This window comes from Sporosarcina sp. JAI121 (assembly GCF_013408665.1).
GTDB lineage: Bacteria > Bacillota > Bacilli > Bacillales_A > Planococcaceae > Sporosarcina.
Window position 1 is genome coordinate 926,563 of sequence record NZ_JACCCL010000001.1, and the last position, 17,327, is coordinate 943,889.

Below are 17,327 nucleotides of genomic sequence, written 5' to 3' on the forward strand. Positions count from 1 at the left end.
TTAATTAAGATGGATTACAATTACCCGATCAGGCAAGATTGGTCGACGGCAGAAATCATTGAAGTTGCAGCATTCTATGAAGCTGTAGAGAAGGCGTATGAATCAGGAATAGCAAGGGAAAAATTGATGGAGGCATACCGCGGCTTCAAAAAGGTAGTACCTTCCATGGCGGAGGAGAAGACGCTCTGCAAAGAATTCGAGGATGCGAGCGGTTACGTCTGTTACCAGGTAGTTCAGGCGGCAAAAGCTGCAAGCGGTGAAGAAGTGATAAAAGGAATAACTGCACGTTAAGGAGTCCATTGAGAAAGCCGACCATTATAGAGTTGACTAAGGAGTGCCCAGAATAACGCTTCGGCGCTTTGTGGATGCCTCCCGCGATAAGCTAGACAGAAAACCACTGTCAGTCTTATCGCTCCGGCTACCACATGAAAGGCGCCTGCGCTGGTTCTTTATAGGTATATTGATGACAGCTAATTCACTGATACAGAGTATACCGATAACAGGCGAGCTTTTCCACGATAGTGCTGAGGAAAGACACGTCTGTTGATTAACCACCTTTTTACATAATGTACCTGTAAAAAAACATAAAAGGCTACATTGGCACTTGTATTTTCCGGCTCGCTATTGAAGCAAAATAATGAATAAGAAAGGCGGCATTTAGTTCAAAATTGAACGAAGTGTCGCCTTTTTAAATACATGTATACACGTGGCGGAGGCATCCCCTAGCGTCAAAGCGGTTTGAATGTATTCTTTATCTTGATTTATATAGAAAAAATGGAAAAAGTAGTGTTTCAAATCGATAAAAGAAATTCTAGAAAAAATAACTTGTAAAGTAGACTAAAAAAATTCCGATTTAATTCCTATTTATGACAACATCATACACGGGTAAAAGATGGTCAAAAGTCTCTTCCGCAAATGCCATGAATTCTTCATTCGAAAGTTTGACAGCATCTTCGCGCGGCAAATGACGTCCCACAAGGAACTCCGCTTTTTTTACAGTTTGCAGCCGGTCTAAAAGCTGTTCCAGTCCTTCATCTCCAGCTTCCATGATTGATACCGCATCAGGCTTCATATGATCTCCTGATACGATATAAGATTCAGGAAGTGAGGATAAAACCGTCAAATTCCTGCTCAGCCGCTCGGCAATTCCTTTTTTATCGGGATTTTCATAAATAACCGCTAAAATGATGAATAAATGTGTTCCCCATAAGCCAACCTGGAAATGTGGTAACGCTTTATATCCACGTTTTGCCGGTGCGAACGCGACCCAGCTGTCAGTTGGCGGATTGACGGTTCGCCTCGCGTGTTTTGCGACATGCGGAAAAAACTCATCAGTTCCGTGAGCTGATAGGCGATCCGCAAAATGTGTGCCAAGTGTATAAAATTTAGGTTGTATCAAATTTTGAAGTGCTTCCATCCGTTTTTCCAGACCATCTATTGAAAATACATCAAAATCATCTTTTTCCCAAAAATGACTAAACATTTTCATTACCCCCAATTACATTTACACGTTTATCATAACAGAAATCGGGGAACAATCTTTAACAAGAAGGCTTATAACTAGACCACATTTCAGACGCGGCATATTTTAATAATAACTAACGGAAAATTTGGACTATATAACGAAAAAGGGGTGTCAATTATGAAACAGGTTGTCCATGTAATTCGAAAGGCTGATGTTGAAAAAGAATATGTGAGGCTGTTAAATCTAGAGCTTGATTATGAACTTGCAACACTTTTCGATGCAGTACAGGAAAATGATGCAAAGCAGAAAATGAAGAGTAAACATAGGCTTACGGAGATTCATCGTGAGTTGGAGATTTTGAATGGTTTCGCATAATTGCGATTGGCTGACCAGAAAAGGCATCCGTGCACATCCTTTGCAAACAGGGATTGTGTAATGGGATGCCTTTTTCGATATAGTATGATATAGATGGTTGTTACGGAAGGGGTGGCTTCATGAAGTGGGGAATGATTGATCGTTACGCAAAATCATTGATAAAAGAAGCTGGACATAAAATACGCGTCTCTTTCTTTAATCAAATCGATATCGACTCAAAGTCGGATGCGAATGATCTGGTTACGAATATAGATAAGGGAATTGAACAATTTTTCATCAGCAGAATCAAAAGGGATTTTCCCGACCATAAGATTTTAGGGGAAGAGGGATTCGGTGACGATGTCCAGACATTGGAAGGCGTTGTTTGGATGCTTGATCCGATTGACGGTACGATGAATTTCATACACCAGAAACGAAATTTCGCTATTTCGCTCGGTATCTATGCGGAAGGTGTCGGCATGCTTGGCTATATTTATGACGTTATGCGTGATGATTTTTATCATGCCGCGAAAGATGAGGGGGCTTACTTCAATGATGAACGGCTGCCGCAACTGGAAGTCACGCCGCTGACAGAAGCGGTTATCGGCATCAATGCCAGCTGGGTCGCCCCGAATCGTTACGTGGATAATGAAAAAGTAATCGAAATGATAAAAAAATGCCGGGGGACGAGATCTTATGGTTCAGCCGCCATGGAACTGGCGTATGTTTCCTCGGGCAGATTGGACGCTTATATATCAATGAGGCTGTCGCCTTGGGATATTGCGGGCGGCATTGTCATAGCTCAAGAGGTGGGTGCGATTGCGACAAACATGAATGGGGAGTTCCCTCGGCTGTTAGGGCAGGATACTTTTATAGTCGCGCGTCCGGGGCTGCATCGAGACATTTTGACGAACTATATCCGGATGAAACAATAAAAAAAGTGACGTTCCAAGAACCGGATGATCGGTTTTTCCCTGAAACGTCCCTTTTTAGAAATCCTATATTAGAGCAGGCCTTGCTCTCTATATCTCTTTTTCGTTTTGAATCCGTTGCCCATGATCAGAATCAACGCCAGAATAGCGATGATGGCAACAGGAATGCTGCTCATGCCGACTGCGACGCCGATAGCGCACATTGAAGCAATAGCGCCAATGGAGTATAAAACAAAAATCCATTTGATGTTTTTCAAAAAAAATACCCCCATCTATTATTAAATGTTTTCGAATTATCTTTTCATGTGCTATAATAACACAGTTAATCAGATGAAAAAAGAATAATGGAGTGAAATCATGACTAAACTGCGCAATGATTTACGTAACATAGCTATTATCGCCCACGTCGACCACGGAAAAACGACGCTTGTCGATCAACTTTTAAAGCAATCGGGAATCTTCCGTTCCAACGAACAAGTAGATGACCGTGCAATGGACTCTAATGAAATTGAACGTGAACGCGGAATTACAATTCTCGCAAAGAATACGGCAATTGAATATAAAGAAACAAAAATCAATATCCTGGATACACCAGGTCACGCGGATTTCGGCGGAGAAGTCGAACGTATCCTGAAAATGGTGGATGGTGTAATTCTTGTTGTCGACTCATACGAAGGATGTATGCCACAAACGCGTTTCGTACTGAAAAAAGCGCTTGAGCAAAACTTGAAACCAATCGTAGTCGTCAATAAGATTGACCGTGAATTTGCACGTCCGGAAGAAGTAGTAGATGAAGTTCTTGAATTGTTCATCGAACTTGATGCGAATGATGAACAACTTGAATTCCCTGTTATTTATGCTTCAGGATTCAACGGTACTGCAAGCTTATCACCAGATATTTCAACTCAAGAAGATACATTGCGTGTACTTTATGACGCGATTTTAGAACATATCCCTTCACCGGTTGATAATCGTGACGAGCCTTTGCAGTTCCAAGTATCGCTTCTTGACTACAGCGATTATGTCGGTCGTATCGGTATTGGACGGATTTTCCGAGGAACGATGAAAGTCGGACAATCGGTTGCAGTTATGAAACGTGATGGCACTGTGAAAAACTATCGTGTCACGAAAATGTCCGGTTTCCTCGGATTGAAACGTGTTGACATTCAGGAAGCTTTCTCGGGCGATCTTGTTGCGGTATCCGGAATGGAAAACATTGACGTAGGTGAAACGATTTGTCCGGCAGATCATCTGGAAGCTCTTCCGGAATTGTTTATTGACGAACCAACGCTTCAAATGACATTCCTTGTAAACAATAGCCCGTTTGCAGGTAAAGAAGGTAAATGGGTTACGTCTAGAAAAATCGACGAACGCCTTCAACAGCAATTACAGACAGATGTATCTCTTCGTGTAGATCCAACTGATTCACCTGATGCATGGACTGTTTCAGGACGCGGTGAGCTTCACCTTTCGATTCTAATCGAAAATATGCGCCGTGAAGGATTTGAATTACAAGTTTCTAAACCAACAGTAATCGTAAGAGAAATCGATGGCGTCCGTTGTGAGCCTATTGAACGTTTACAAATCGATATTCCTGAAGAACATACAGGTGCTATTATCGAGTCGATCGGTGAGCGAAAAGGTGAAATGCTCGATATGATCAATAACGGTAACGGACAAGTCCGTCTAATCTTCAATGTACCCGCACGCGGATTAATCGGTTATTCAACGGAATTCCTTACATTGACAAGAGGTTACGGAATTATGAACCACACGTTCGATTCTTACCAGCCGATGGCAAAAGGTAAAGTCGGCGGCCGGAGAAACGGAGTTCTTGTTTCGATGGAGAACGGAACAGCTACGCCTTATAGCATCATGCAACTAGAAGATCGCGGTATTATGTTCGTTGCTGCCGGGACTGATATCTATGCTGGAATGGTTGTTGGTGAAAATACGCGCGAAAGCGATTTGACAATCAACTTGACGAAAGCTAAACAAGCGACTAACGTCCGTTCCGCATCTAAGGATCAGACGGTTTCAACTAAAAAACCACGTATTATGTCTCTTGAAGAAGCGCTGCAATACTTGGATGACGATGAGTATTGCGAAGTGACGCCGGAATCAATCAGACTTCGAAAAAAAATACTTGATAAAAACGAGCGCGAACGAGTTCAGAAAAAGAAATAATCGTTTCGCAACCAAACTGGGACTTGTTTTAAGTGGAAGAAGACATCAATTGATGTCTTCTTCCTGCAGGTTTCGACAACAGCGAGGCATGAGGTTTCTCCTAAACTCTTTGGCGGCAACGGTCTTGTTTTATAGCTGCCTTCCGTGCTTTCGGATATTAGAATAGGTTATTAGAAGGGAATGTGTTGAATGAGTGCTAATGTTGAGGACGCAGAAATCGTATTCGGACGGATGTCGGGTATTGCACGCTTTATCTATGAAGTGATGCCTTCCTATACGGTTGCCGGTTACGCGCTTTTTGCCCTCGTCTTCCTCATGTCGGCAATTGTGTATAAACTGGGATTTGCTAGAAAGCTTAAACCTTTGCAAAGTTTAATCATTTATATCTTCCTGTTTATCGGCTGTCTAATTTTGACGTTTCTTGGATTTTTCCTTCCGATTGTGGAAGGGCTTATCGTGGCGGCTCTAATTTTGATTATTTACAGGGTCCGTAGGATGAATGAATATAAAGACAAAAAGGAAGACCCCATCGCGTGATGGAGTCTTCCTTTTTAATTAAAAATCCTTTTCGATTGAATGCGAACTACGATGGAAAATAAAGTTTCCGGTCGCGATACGGGCAATCGTTTTTTCTGCTATCCGATCATGGCATTGTTCACACATGTATGTATGAATGGGGCGGTTTCTCAGCCTTTTTGCTAATGGCGCATCGTCTGGGAGTTGCCCGGTATTGTCGCAGATGACACATTTTACGCGCATTGGAAATCCTCCTTCAGTCAACCCGGATTGCATTGATGTTGCGAATCGGATTGTCGATGTTCGAGCCGTCTTTGAACAGGACGTGAACGGGACCGCCTTCTAGTAGCGGCTTTCCTTCATCGCTGAATTTAAAGAGGATATCATCGACTTTCGCAAGTGGAAACGAGTAGTTTTCGCCATCAATTGTTTCGAATGAAAACGTCTGCGCATTATCGGCAGGTTCTGCAATTTTCATGAAGTGTTGTAATTGAATGGCATAAGTTCCAGTCAGCACTTTTCTTTTCTCGAATTTTTTCTCCGTTTCCAAAGTCGGTGGGAAAGTGGCACCTTCCATTATTTCGCGGGACCAATGTTTCCCCATATCTCGTTTATATTCTTCCAGCTCATCTTTTTCGATGTAGCTGTCTGTAAAATACGTTTTTAAATCAACCCTGCGATCATCAAAAATCCAGACGGTCGGGTCAAGAGTAATCGTATGACGCACATTACCTTTTATCGGAATTATCGATTCCAAATGAATATCCTCCTACTAAATAAATAATCTTTTGTAATCAGTATAACGCTTTGGACTCCCAAGGAAAAGCTTTTCCATTCAAATGCCGGCAGTCAAAGGGAAAACACTTGCTTTTTCCCGATTCGAAAGATACAATTTATTCATAATAACCTTTAAGAAATAAAAGTTTGATGGGGGCGTCCTCATGGATATAGAATTGCAGGAAACATATCAGGAAAAGGCCCTGAAGCAACTTCAAGCCGATGCCGATAAGATTGCACAACTGATAAAAGTACAGATGGATCATTTGACGATGCCTCAGTGCCCGCTTTATGAAGAAGTACTGGATACACAAATGTATGGACTCTCCCGGGAAATTGACTTCGCTGTGAAATTGGATCTGATTGATCGCACCAAGGGGAACGAAATTCTTTCCCTGCTTGAGAAAGAAATGTCGGCATTGCATGAAATATATACGAGAAAATAAGCAAAAAACTCAAACTGACATCAAAGTTTGAGTTTTTTGTTTAAAGAAGAAGAGGTAACCCTATGAAAACATATGTAAAAAAACTATCCCGTTATTTTGATTTTCCTTTGTTTTTTGTCTATCTATTGCTTTGCCTGTTTGGGCTGATCATGATTTATAGTTCAAGCATGGTGGCAGCCGTGAACAGATACGATTACCCTGCCGATTATTTTTTACAAAAGCAGTTGTTGAACTTAAAGCTTGCTATTCCCGCTTTTTTTCTGGCTGCCTTTTTTCCCTATAAGAATTATAAACGGAAAAAAGTAATGATTTTTGCTGTAATTAGCATGCTATTCCTGTTGTTTCTTGTTCATTTCGTCGGGACAGGGGATCATGTTGGTGCCACCAGCTGGATAAAAACGCCTTTTGGAAATCTGCAACCTTCCGAAGTTGCGAAACTAGCAATCATTGTCTACTTTTCTGGGGTTTTTGCGAAAAAGTACGAGTCAGGTACGATCGATAATATCAACCAATCGATTGGGCCACCCGTTGGCATTTTAGTATTGGCTGTGGGCTCCATTATGCTTGAAACGGACATCGGAGGCTCTTTCATCATTATTGTCACCGCCCTTTCCGTGCTAGCGGCAAGTGGTATCAAAAAAAAGACCTTCCTGAAAATAAGCGGCATCATTTCAATTGGACTTGTATTCGCAGGTCTTGTCCTGTATTTCCAATGGGAAAACATCATGACCGAGGGAAGAAAAGGCCGCATATTGTCATTCCTCAATCCCTTTGATTATATCCAGGGGTCGGGCTATCAAATAGCGAACGGCTATATCGCCATCGGGTCAGGCGGCGTGCAAGGAAGAGGGCTTGGTAATTCCATTCAGAAAATGGGTTACCTGCCTGAACCGCAAACTGATGTCATCATGGCGGTCATTTCTGAAGAATTAGGCGTTGTTGGATCAATCATTGTTATCGGTGGTCTCGGGTTCATTGTTTTACGCGCTCTATCAATTGCGCTTCAAGCGAAAGACCCTCATGCTCGTATGCTTGCAGCAGGGATTGGAAGTATGATAGGAATTCAAACTTTCGTCAATTTGGGCGGTCTGACGGGTTTGATACCGCTTACAGGGGTTACATTGCCTTTTATTAGCTATGGCGGTACATCAATTATTCTGTTATCTTTATCATTAGGAATATTGAGTAATGTTTCAATGTTCGTAAAATACGATAAAAACAAATAGAAAAGGAAGTGCCTTGTGATGGAAAAGATTAAGAAGATTCTTGTAGCCAACCGTGGTGAAATTGCAATCCGAGTTTTTCGCGCATGTACCGAATTGAATATTCCGACGGTAGGTATTTATTCAACGGAAGATAGCGGGTCGTTCCATCGTTATAAGGCGGATGAATCTTATCTGGTAGGGGAAGGGAAAAAACCGATCGATGCCTATCTTGACATTGAAGGAATCATCGCGATAGCAAAAGACTCAGGCGCGAATGCCATCCATCCCGGTTATGGATTTCTTGCTGAAAACACGGAGTTTGCAAGGCGACTTGAAGAAGAAGGCATCATCTTCATTGGGCCAAGCGCCAAGCAACTCGATATGTTCGGAGATAAAGTAAAGGCGCGTGAGCAGGCAGTTAATGCGGATATTCCAGTTATTCCGGGCAGTGACGGTCCAGTTTCCGCGGTAGAAGAAGTTGCAGCATTCGGAGAAACGAATGGTTATCCGATCATCATCAAAGCATCTCTAGGTGGCGGGGGACGCGGGATGCGAATTGTAAACTCCGCTGAAGAAGTTAACGAGGCTTTCGACCGGGCGCGATCAGAAGCGAAATCCGCATTCGGATCTGAAGAGGTTTATGTTGAGAAATACATCGACAAGCCAAAACATATCGAAGTCCAAATTCTTGGAGATACATATGGTAATGTCGTTCATTTATTTGAACGGGACTGTTCGATTCAGCGTCGACACCAAAAAGTTGTTGAGATTGCACCTTCGATTTCACTCGAAGATGGTTTACGTGAACAAATTTGTAATGCGGCAGTCCAACTGATGAAAAATGTGAATTATAAAAACGCGGGGACTGTTGAATTTCTCGTATCGGATGGCAGATTTTATTTCATCGAAGTGAATCCGCGCATCCAAGTTGAGCATACAATCACGGAAATGGTTACAGGCATCGATATTGTCCACGCACAGATTCATATTGCAGATGGGAAAAACCTGCACGAGGGCGAAGCAAGTGTTCCTGTACAGGACAAGATTCCGCTATTTGGTTATGCTATTCAATCCCGTGTTACAACGGAAGATCCTTTGAATGATTTTATGCCTGATACAGGGAAGTTGATGGTATACCGTTCAGGCGGAGGGTTTGGTGTCCGTCTAGATGCGGGCAATGGGTTCCAGGGAGCCGTCATAACACCATATTACGATTCTTTGCTTGTTAAAGTCTCCACATGGGGTATGACATTCCGCGAAGCTGCTTCGAAGATGGATCGGAATCTGCAAGAGTTCAGAATTCGGGGGATCAAGACGAATATCCCATTCCTTGAAAATGTAGTAAAGCATAAAAATTTCCTGACAGGTAATTATAATACCAGTTTCATTGATTCAACCCCGGAACTTTTCTTGTTCCCGAACCGCAAAGACCGCGGGACAAAAATGTTGAATTACATCGGTAATGTCACAGTAAATGGCTTCCCGGGAATCGGCAAGCAATCGAAACCATTGCTCCATCCTGTAAGAAAACCGGTAATCGACCTGCTTACTCCGCCACCGTCCGGCACAAAACAGATTTTGGACGAACGTGGCGCGGAAGGACTAGTCAAGTGGATCAAAGAACAAGATGATGTACTTTTGACAGATACGACATTCCGTGACGCGCACCAATCTTTGCTGGCTACACGGATGCGGACTTCCGACATGACATCAATCGCGGCGGAATCCGCCAGACTCATGCCTGACCTGTTTTCATATGAAATGTGGGGCGGGGCGACATTCGATGTTGCTTACAGATTCCTGAAAGAAGATCCTTGGGACAGGCTGTTGAAATTGCGTCAGGAAATTCCGAATGTACTACTCCAAATGCTGTTCCGCGGTGCGAATGCTGTCGGTTATACAAATTATCCCGATAATGTTATCCGTGAGTTTGTTAAAAAATCGGCGGAAGCCGGGATTGACGTATTCCGTATATTCGATAGCTTGAACTGGATCAAGGGAATGGAAGTCGCCATTGATGCAACACGGGATGCAGGCAAAGTCGCCGAAGCAGCTATCTGTTATACAGGAGACATCCTTGACGATTCACGTGCGAAATACACGGTAGGTTATTATAAAGAGATGGCTAAAGAGCTTGAATCAGCAGGGGCCCATATTCTTGCAATCAAAGATATGGCGGGTCTTTTAAAACCGGAAGCTGCATATCGTCTTGTTTCCGAATTGAAAGCTACGGTTAATATACCGATCCATCTCCATTCGCATGATACGAGCGGTAACGGTATTTATATGTATGCAAAAGCGGTTGAGGCCGGCGTGGACATCGTAGACACGGCTTTAGGGGCGATGGCGGGTCTGACCTCACAACCATCGGCCAGCTCGTTGCACTACGCGCTGCAAGGCGGCAAACGCAATGTACGGGCAGATGTAAAGTCCCTGGAAGACTTATCGTACTACTGGGAAGACGTACGGAAGTATTATCAGCACTTTGAAAGCGGAATGATGAGTCCCCATTCCGAAATTTACGTCCATGAAATGCCTGGGGGTCAATATTCGAATTTGCAGCAACAGGCGAAGGCGGTAGGGTTAGGCGAGCGCTGGGAAGAGGTCAAGGACATGTATTCCCGTGTTAACCTATTATTCGGCGATGTCGTTAAAGTGACCCCTTCATCCAAGGTAGTCGGAGATATGGCATTATTCATGGTGCAAAATGAACTCGACGAGAAGTCGGTCCTTGTCCGCGGTAAGTCGATTGATTTCCCGGAATCGGTTATTGAGTTTTTCGAAGGATATATTGGACAGCCTTACGGCGGATTCCCTGAGGAACTTCAAAAAATCATTCTGAAAGAGCGCGAGCCAATCACTGTACGTCCCGGGGAGTTGCTGGAGGATGTCGATTTCGAAAAGCTGCGTAACGAATTGAATGATAAGTTAGGGCGTCCGGTTACCAGTCATGAAATACTTTCTTATGCACTCTATCCAAAAGTTTTCGAAGAATATTCCCAGATGAATAAACAGTTTGGTGATTTGTCTGTTATTGACACACCTGAATTTTTATATGGGATGCGTCTAGGAGAGGAAATCGAAGTAGAAATTGAAAAGGGGAAAACATTGATCGTTAAGCTTGTTTCGATCAGCGAGCCTCAATCGGATGCCACAAGAGTCATTTATTTCGAGCTGAACGGGCAACCGCGGGAAGTGATTATTGAAGATATGGCCGTTGAGTCCGTATCGGCACGCAAACAAAAGGCGGATTCGGCAAATGAATCGCATATTGCTGCCACGATGCCGGGAACTGTTCTGAAAGTTGCTATCTCCAAAGGGGCGAAAGTGAAAAGGGGCGAACATTTGCTCATCACGGAAGCTATGAAAATGGAGACTACGATTCAAGCACCTTTCGACGGCACAGTAAAAGAAATATATGTAACTGCCGGTGAGTCAATTGCTACAGGAGATTTGCTCGTCGAATTGGAACATTAAAAGAAAAACAAGAGCATCCGGGTTAAATCCGGATGCTCTTGTTTTTTCAGCTAGTGTATTGGGTATTCTTCTAGATAGGAGCGGCTTTTACGGACCGCCCCTCAGTTTTTATTTTGACAGTTTACTCCTCGAAACAAGCAAAATCATATACGTTAACAAACCGAACAGCAACGTAATGAACAGCGAATGGAGCAAAGCGACATAAAGGTTCAGCCTTGTCATGACAACCAGCAGGCCAGTAGTCGCTTGAAGCGCTACGAGTGTAAATGCGGTAATCCAGCCCCAATAGATGACACGCTGATTCTTATAATGCCGAATGGCGTGGATCATGATGATCAATAACCAGATGAAAATGACTGCCGCGGCGGCACGGTGACCCATTTGAACCCATTCGAACATGCTGCGCGGAAGCTCGAATGAACCATTCCGGCACAATGGCCAGTCCAGGCAGGCGAGTCCGGCTTCCGTATGGCGAACAAGAGCGCCGGTGTATACTACGAAGTATGAGTAAATGGATACCCCGATGGTATGCCTTTTCAGCCGTCCGCCGATTTGTATCTTATCGGCATCAAACTTATGATCCACCTCAAAAACCAGAAGTGTCAGAAGAAAGACGGATGCAAAAGAGAGAAGTGAGATTCCGAAATGAAGTGCGAGTATGAAATCGCCTTGACCCCATAATACTTGAGCGGCACCGATCAGTGCTTGCAGGATTAGAAAGAATACAGCCGAAATTGCTAAGAATTTCGTTTCTCTTATATGTCCCAATGCCTTCCAAGACCAAACAGCCAATACAACAATTAAAATCCCCACGGATCCGGTGACAAGCCGATGTGAAAACTCTATTAGCACTTCCGCGGTGATTTCATCTGGTATAAGTTGTCCATTACACCCAGGCCAATGCCTCCCGCAACCCATGCCGCTATCCGTCTTTGTTACGAGGGCACCGCCGAGTAAGATTAAGAGCATACCTATTGTCGAAGCAACGGCGAACCATTTCAAATATCTATTATATCGCAAAAAATGACACCTACTTTTTATATGATGACCCCTGAATATAAGGTCCCTGCTTTTTTGATGATAACGAAAAATAGTTGAAAAGACAACGGAGAACGGATAAAAAAGGCTAAGTGGCAACCCTTTTCACAAATTGTTCATAAAAAAGACGCTTTACCTTCACAAAAGACCTATTGAAATGATTTACTATAGAGAGTGTTAGAAGCAAATGTGTCGATATTTCAAGGAATTCGGGGGAAATTTTGTATATGTATAGAATTACTACTCGAATTTCGATATAGTAAAGTAGAGTGGTCAACGCCTACAACTTTGAAAGGAGGGGTAACTTGTCAAACGGTCATACAATTTCTACACCTGTCGAATCGAACGCAGTGCCGGCATCACTTTATAAGGATTTCCTTGCGCTCATTAAAATCGGCATCGTTAATTCGAACATGATAACAACTTTTACCGGACTATTTCTGGCATTTCAAATCACTGGTAAAAACTTTCTACATAACATAGATCTGCTTGTCTATGCTCTTGTCGGATCAGGATTGATTATTGCTGGATCTGCAGCGCTTAACAATTTAATCGATCGTGATATCGATCCTGTCATGACGAGGACAAAGTCGAGACCAACAGTTACCGGACGATTCAAAGCGCCGGCTGTATTGGCACTTGCGCTGACTTTCATCGTCGTAGGTGAAGTACTCTTGTTCTCCGCTTCTGTAGCAGCGGGTCTTTGGGGACTTGCAGGCATCTTCAGTTATGTTGTACTCTATTCGATGTGGTCAAAACGCAGACATGTCAGCAACACGGTCGTTGGAAGCATTTCAGGGGCCATACCGCCTTTAATTGGATGGGCTGCGGTAGAACCGGCACTTGGTGCAGGCGCCTGGGCTTTATTCCTGATCATGTTTGTTTGGCAACCGCCTCATTTTTATGCGCTTGCAATGCGCCGGACAGAGGAATACCGCGCGGCAAACATTCCAATGTTGCCTGTTGTAAAAGGTTTTGCCAGAACGAAGAAGTCGATGTTGGCATGGGTTCTCTTTTTATTTCCGTTGCCGTTTCTTCTTACCGAGCTTGGGGTAGGCTTCTTAGTCCTTGCAACTGCGTTGAATATCGGATGGCTTTATTTGGCACTTAAAGGATTTAAAGTTAAAGATGATCTGAAATGGGCGACGGGCATGTTCATTTACTCATTGAACTACATGACAATCCTTTTCGTCGCAATGATCATTTTCTCGATATTCATCTAACGTATCGGAATTCTTTCTGTAGACAGGAATTCACATAGAGGGGTCAGCAGTCCTCAAAATAAGAAAAACATTTTTTTGGAAAGAGAGGTATCATTAAGCGATGATGAAAGGACTCAAAAAGTGGCGTCTTTTTTCACTATTAGCAGCTCTAACCGTATTTCTTGCGGGATGCGGCCAAGAAGAGCTATCCACGCTTCTTCCGGCTGGTCAAGTCGGAAAAGATCAATTCAAATTGTTGATGTTATCATCAGGAATCATGTTATTCGTTATTGTCGCAGTTATGGTCATTTACTTAATTGCAATTGTTCGTTTCAGACGATCAAAACTAGGTGAAGATCATATCCCTGAACAAGTTGAAGGGAGTCATACATTGGAACTTGTGTGGACGGTCATTCCGGTTCTTCTAGTGTTACTTCTAGCTGTACCTACTGTTTATTACACATATAAATTTAGTAATGTTACAGCGATGGATGTAGTAGATGAAGAAGGAAATGCTGAAAACCTTGTCGTCGATGTTACGGCGAAGCTATACTGGTGGGAATTCGAATACCCGAATCTGGGAATCGTCACAGCACAGGAGCTTGTTGTGCCGACTGACGAAAAAGTATACTTCAACCTGATTGCGGCAGACGTAAAGCACTCTTTCTGGATTCCGGCAATTGGAGGTAAGCTCGATACGAACGTTGAGAACGTCAATAAATTTTATTTAACGTTCGATAAAGAGTCGAAGGATCTTAAAGATGGTGTGTTTTACGGTAAATGTGCTGAACTTTGCGGACCATCACACGCACTCATGGATTTCAAAGTGAAAACATTACCGCGTGCCGAGTTTGACAAATGGGTTACAGCGATGAAGGCAACTGGCGAAGAAACGACTGATGTTGCTGCAGCTGGTCAAGGTGAAGAATTGTTCCAACAAAGCTGTATTGGATGTCACGCAACTTCAGCGGTTGGTGAAAGCGGAGCAGTCGGACCAAACCTAGCATCATTCGGTGATCGCAATCGTATAGCAGGATTCATGGATCACGATCAAGAATCGCTAGTCGAATGGCTCTCCGACACACAAGAACACAAGCCAGGAAACTTGATGCCGTCATTCGGTGAACAGCTTTCCGACGAGGAACTAAATGCAATTGCAGAGTACCTCATGAGTCTTTCTGTAGAAAAATAATTTTTAATGTGAAATTGAAGAGGAGGTAAACAAATTGAGTTCAGTTGCTCAAAAAAGAGGTTTTGGCGCAACGCTATGGGATTGGCTGACAACAGTCGACCATAAGAAGATCGGTATCCTTTATCTCCTGGGTGGAGGATTCTTCTTCATAGTCGGCGGTATAGAAGCAATGATCATCCGGTTGCAGCTTTTAACGCCAAACAACGATCTCGTCAGTGCGGGGATTTTCAACCAAATGATCACGATGCACGGAACGACGATGATTTTCCTTGCGGCCATGCCGATATTAATCGGGTTTATGAACGCCATCATGCCGCTTCAAATTGGAGCACGTGATGTTGCATTCCCATTCCTTAACTCATTAGGGTTTTGGATGTTCATGTTCGGTGGTATTTTCTTAAATCTTTCTTGGTTCTTCGGTCAAGTTCCTGATGCAGGCTGGACATCTTATGCTTCGCTTGCCCTTGTATCCGAAGGACACGGCGTCGACTTTTATGCAATAGGTCTTCAAATTGCCGGTGGTGGTACGTTAATGGGGGGGATTAACTTCCTCGTAACAATTATCAACATGCGTGCACCGGGAATGACATATATGCGTATGCCGCTCTTTACATGGACTACGTTCGTTGCTTCAGCAATGATCCTGTTCGCATTCCCACCATTGACAGTTGGACTTTTCCTTCTGACATTTGAACGGATGTTCGGAGGTAACTTCTTTGATCATACAATGGGCGGAAATACGATTATCTGGGAGCATATTTTCTGGATATTTGGTCACCCTGAAGTATATATCTTGATTTTGCCGGCTTTCGGTATTTTCTCGGAAATCTTTTCAATCTTCTCACGCAAACGTCTCTTTGGGTATTCCGCGATGGTATTCGCTACCGTCCTAATCGGGTTCCTTGGATTCATGGTTTGGGCTCACCATATGTTTACAGTTGGTCTTGGACCGACGGCAAACGCTATCTTCTCTGTAGCGACAATGGCTATCGCCATACCTACAGGAGTCAAGATATTCAACTGGCTACTCACCATGTGGGGAGGTAGCATAAAAATTACAACACCGATGCTTTGGGCGTTAGGTTTCATCCCGACGTTCGTCATGGGTGGAGTTACAGGAGTTATGCTTGGTACTGCACCGCTTGATTACCAATTGCATGACACATACTTTGTTGTTGCTCACTTCCACTATGTAATCGTTGGTGGAACAGTATTTGGTATACTTGCGGGCTTACATTTATATTGGCCGAAAATGTTCGGTACATTATTAAATGAAATGCTTGGTAAAGTGACATTTTGGTTCTTTTTCATCGGTTTCCATTTAACATTCTTAATTCAGCACTGGTTAGGGTTCTGGGGAATGCCTCGTCGTGTATTTACATACATGGATGGACAAGGCTGGAACTCATCAAACTTAATTAGTACAGTCGGAGCTTTATTCATGGCAATCGGAATCACGGTACTTGTGTATAACATTATCGTAACTTCCGTTAAAAATGTACGTGTAGCAAATGATCCTTGGGGCGATGGTCGTACGCTTGAATGGGCGATAGAATCACCGCCACTATACTATAACTTTGCACAAACACCACTAGTACGTGGTCTGGATACTGTATATATCGAAAAAATGGAAGGCAATGCGTCTGGGCTCACTCCGGCTGAACCTGTTCAAGATATCCATATGCCGAACGGTTCGTTCATTCCATTCATGATGTCCCTAGGTTTGTTCATTGCAGGATTTGGTGCAATGTACCGTGCTGAAGAGTCATGGGGATTACCTGTCCTAATATTCGGTCTTCTGTGGACGTTCATTGCAATGGCAATGCGTTCATTGAAAGATGATTTGGGCTACTATGTCAAGAAAGATGAAATCTTGAGAGATATGAAACGTAAAGGGGGACAAAAATAATGGATTTGAATAAAAAATTCACCCCTGAGACGTGGCCGGATCATCCGGAAAGAGCAACACTGGAAGCAAAAAATAAGTTTGTAGGTTTCTGGCTGTTCCTTGGCGGAGAGACAATCTTGTTCGCGACGCTTTTCGCGACATATCTTGCTTTAAAGAACAAGGGGCCAAGTGGATTTGAATTCACGACGCAAGGTCTCTTTGAATTGCCACTCGTATTCGTTATGACGTTGCTTCTTTTAACATCATCATTGACGAGTGTTTACGCGATGTATCATTTGAGAAATTATGATTTCAAGAAAATGCAACTTTGGCTCGTTATTACAGCGTTCCTAGGCCTTGGATTCCTTGCGCTTGAGATGTATGAGTTTGTTCATTACGTTAAATTAGGTTTCACATATGACAACAGCGCATTCAGTTCAGCATTTTACACACTTGTCGGAACGCACGGTTTCCACGTAGCAGTCGGACTTGTTTGGATCACACTGCTTATCTATCGTAACTCCAAGCGCGGATTGAACTTGTATAACGCGACGAAGTTCTATACGTTCTCGTTATACTGGCACTTCATTGACGTTGTTTGGGTATTCATCTTCACTGTAGTCTACTTGATGGGAGTGATAGGTTAAT

17 protein-coding genes are annotated in these 17,327 nt (G+C 43.3%); 12 read left to right on the plus strand and 5 right to left on the minus strand.

Translation table 11 applies throughout. The features are described from left to right. Positions 1 to 9 precede the first annotated feature (9 nt). Positions 10 to 291, plus strand: a complete 282-nt coding sequence (locus tag HDC33_RS04320) for a UPF0223 family protein (protein WP_179391269.1) — start codon at positions 10 to 12, stop codon at positions 289 to 291. A 562-nt stretch (positions 292 to 853) separates the two neighbouring features. On the opposite strand, the gene HDC33_RS04325 is transcribed toward HDC33_RS04320, so the two are convergent. Then, positions 854 to 1,483, minus strand: coding sequence for a YktB family protein (locus tag HDC33_RS04325; protein ID WP_179391270.1), 630 nt, complete (start codon positions 1,481 to 1,483; stop codon positions 854 to 856). Between the two features lie 159 nt (positions 1,484 to 1,642). On the opposite strand from HDC33_RS04325, the gene HDC33_RS04330 reads away from it, so the two are divergent. Both HDC33_RS04330 and HDC33_RS04335 read left to right on the plus strand, forming a co-directional pair. Next, positions 1,643 to 1,840: a hypothetical protein gene (locus HDC33_RS04330; RefSeq protein WP_179391271.1), complete on the plus strand. Its 198-nt coding sequence runs from the start codon at positions 1,643 to 1,645 to the stop codon at positions 1,838 to 1,840. Positions 1,841 to 1,959: 119 nt separating this feature from the next. Continuing rightward, a complete protein-coding gene (locus tag HDC33_RS04335) occupies positions 1,960 to 2,754 on the plus strand; it encodes an inositol monophosphatase family protein (protein WP_179391272.1) in 795 nt (264 codons plus the stop codon). 68 nt (positions 2,755 to 2,822) lie between these two features. Here HDC33_RS04335 and HDC33_RS04340 read toward each other — a convergent pair whose 3' ends face one another. After that, the gene (locus tag HDC33_RS04340; protein WP_179391273.1) at positions 2,823 to 3,008 is read right to left on the minus strand and encodes a YlaF family protein; all 186 of its coding nucleotides are present in this window, start codon (positions 3,006 to 3,008) and stop codon (positions 2,823 to 2,825) included. A 100-nt stretch (positions 3,009 to 3,108) separates the two neighbouring features. Here HDC33_RS04340 and typA point away from each other — a divergent pair, with 100 nt between their 5' ends. Next, the gene (gene typA, locus HDC33_RS04345; RefSeq protein WP_179391274.1) at positions 3,109 to 4,938 is read left to right on the plus strand and encodes a translational GTPase TypA; all 1,830 of its coding nucleotides are present in this window, start codon (positions 3,109 to 3,111) and stop codon (positions 4,936 to 4,938) included. Between the two features lie 189 nt (positions 4,939 to 5,127). Continuing rightward, entirely contained in the window at positions 5,128 to 5,475 is a 348-nt protein-coding gene (locus tag HDC33_RS04350; protein ID WP_255457301.1) for a YlaH-like family protein, read from the plus strand. Positions 5,476 to 5,493: 18 nt separating this feature from the next. Here the strand turns inward: HDC33_RS04350 and HDC33_RS04355 are convergent, their stop codons facing one another. Both HDC33_RS04355 and HDC33_RS04360 read right to left on the minus strand, forming a co-directional pair. Beyond that, positions 5,494 to 5,697: a YlaI family protein gene (locus HDC33_RS04355; protein ID WP_179391275.1), complete on the minus strand. Its 204-nt coding sequence runs from the start codon at positions 5,695 to 5,697 to the stop codon at positions 5,494 to 5,496. A gap of 13 nt (positions 5,698 to 5,710) precedes the next feature. Beyond that, complete coding sequence (locus tag HDC33_RS04360; RefSeq protein WP_179391276.1) at positions 5,711 to 6,211, minus strand: peptidyl-prolyl cis-trans isomerase; 501 nt, start codon at positions 6,209 to 6,211, stop codon at positions 5,711 to 5,713. 184 nt (positions 6,212 to 6,395) lie between these two features. Between HDC33_RS04360 and HDC33_RS04365 the strand changes: the two genes are divergently transcribed. The 3 genes from HDC33_RS04365 (at position 6,396) to pyc (ending at position 11,359) form a co-directional block, all read left to right on the plus strand. Continuing rightward, entirely contained in the window at positions 6,396 to 6,677 is a 282-nt protein-coding gene (locus tag HDC33_RS04365; protein ID WP_179391277.1) for an Fpa/YlaN family protein, read from the plus strand. 62 nt (positions 6,678 to 6,739) lie between these two features. After that, positions 6,740 to 7,903 (plus strand): FtsW/RodA/SpoVE family cell cycle protein, encoded by a 1,164-nt coding sequence (locus HDC33_RS04370; RefSeq protein WP_179391278.1) that lies wholly within the window; start codon positions 6,740 to 6,742, stop codon positions 7,901 to 7,903. 18 nt (positions 7,904 to 7,921) lie between these two features. Next, on the plus strand, positions 7,922 to 11,359 hold the full coding sequence (pyc, locus tag HDC33_RS04375) for a pyruvate carboxylase (protein WP_179391279.1): 3,438 nt from the start codon (positions 7,922 to 7,924) through the stop codon (positions 11,357 to 11,359). A 108-nt stretch (positions 11,360 to 11,467) separates the two neighbouring features. Here pyc and HDC33_RS04380 read toward each other — a convergent pair whose 3' ends face one another. Beyond that, positions 11,468 to 12,379 carry a COX15/CtaA family protein gene (locus HDC33_RS04380; protein ID WP_179391280.1) on the minus strand — a complete coding sequence of 304 codons (912 nt, stop codon included), beginning with the start codon at positions 12,377 to 12,379 and terminating at the stop codon, positions 11,468 to 11,470. 323 nt (positions 12,380 to 12,702) lie between these two features. Here HDC33_RS04380 and cyoE point away from each other — a divergent pair, with 323 nt between their 5' ends. The 4 genes from cyoE to HDC33_RS04400 all read left to right on the plus strand — a co-directional run bounded on the left by cyoE (position 12,703) and on the right by HDC33_RS04400 (position 17,326). Then, on the plus strand, positions 12,703 to 13,620 hold the full coding sequence (gene cyoE, locus HDC33_RS04385; protein ID WP_179391281.1) for a heme o synthase: 918 nt from the start codon (positions 12,703 to 12,705) through the stop codon (positions 13,618 to 13,620). Between the two features lie 100 nt (positions 13,621 to 13,720). Next, the gene (gene coxB, locus HDC33_RS04390) at positions 13,721 to 14,791 is read left to right on the plus strand and encodes a cytochrome c oxidase subunit II (RefSeq protein WP_179391282.1); all 1,071 of its coding nucleotides are present in this window, start codon (positions 13,721 to 13,723) and stop codon (positions 14,789 to 14,791) included. Positions 14,792 to 14,825: 34 nt separating this feature from the next. After that, complete coding sequence (gene ctaD, locus HDC33_RS04395) at positions 14,826 to 16,700, plus strand: cytochrome c oxidase subunit I (protein ID WP_179391283.1); 1,875 nt, start codon at positions 14,826 to 14,828, stop codon at positions 16,698 to 16,700. Continuing rightward, a complete protein-coding gene (locus HDC33_RS04400) occupies positions 16,700 to 17,326 on the plus strand; it encodes a cytochrome c oxidase subunit 3 (protein ID WP_179391284.1) in 627 nt (208 codons plus the stop codon). The genes ctaD and HDC33_RS04400 overlap by 1 nt, the downstream gene beginning before the upstream one ends. Position 17,327 lies beyond the last annotated feature (1 nt).

Excerpts from the sequence above, each read along its gene's own strand:
- HDC33_RS04320 (WP_179391269.1), top strand. The coding sequence starts at position 10 with ATGGATTACAATTACCCGATCAGGCAAGATTGGTCGACGGCAGAAATC.
- HDC33_RS04325 (WP_179391270.1), bottom strand. The coding sequence starts at position 1,483 with ATGTTTAGTCATTTTTGGGAAAAAGATGATTTTGATGTATTTTCAATA.
- HDC33_RS04330 (WP_179391271.1), top strand. The coding sequence starts at position 1,643 with ATGAAACAGGTTGTCCATGTAATTCGAAAGGCTGATGTTGAAAAAGAA.
- HDC33_RS04335 (WP_179391272.1), top strand. The coding sequence starts at position 1,960 with ATGAAGTGGGGAATGATTGATCGTTACGCAAAATCATTGATAAAAGAA.
- typA (WP_179391274.1), top strand. The coding sequence starts at position 3,109 with ATGACTAAACTGCGCAATGATTTACGTAACATAGCTATTATCGCCCAC.
- HDC33_RS04350 (WP_255457301.1), top strand. The coding sequence starts at position 5,128 with ATGAGTGCTAATGTTGAGGACGCAGAAATCGTATTCGGACGGATGTCG.
- HDC33_RS04355 (WP_179391275.1), bottom strand. The coding sequence starts at position 5,697 with ATGCGCGTAAAATGTGTCATCTGCGACAATACCGGGCAACTCCCAGAC.
- HDC33_RS04365 (WP_179391277.1), top strand. The coding sequence starts at position 6,396 with ATGGATATAGAATTGCAGGAAACATATCAGGAAAAGGCCCTGAAGCAA.
- HDC33_RS04370 (WP_179391278.1), top strand. The coding sequence starts at position 6,740 with ATGAAAACATATGTAAAAAAACTATCCCGTTATTTTGATTTTCCTTTG.
- pyc (WP_179391279.1), top strand. The coding sequence starts at position 7,922 with ATGGAAAAGATTAAGAAGATTCTTGTAGCCAACCGTGGTGAAATTGCA.
- coxB (WP_179391282.1), top strand. The coding sequence starts at position 13,721 with ATGATGAAAGGACTCAAAAAGTGGCGTCTTTTTTCACTATTAGCAGCT.
- HDC33_RS04400 (WP_179391284.1), top strand. The coding sequence starts at position 16,700 with ATGGATTTGAATAAAAAATTCACCCCTGAGACGTGGCCGGATCATCCG.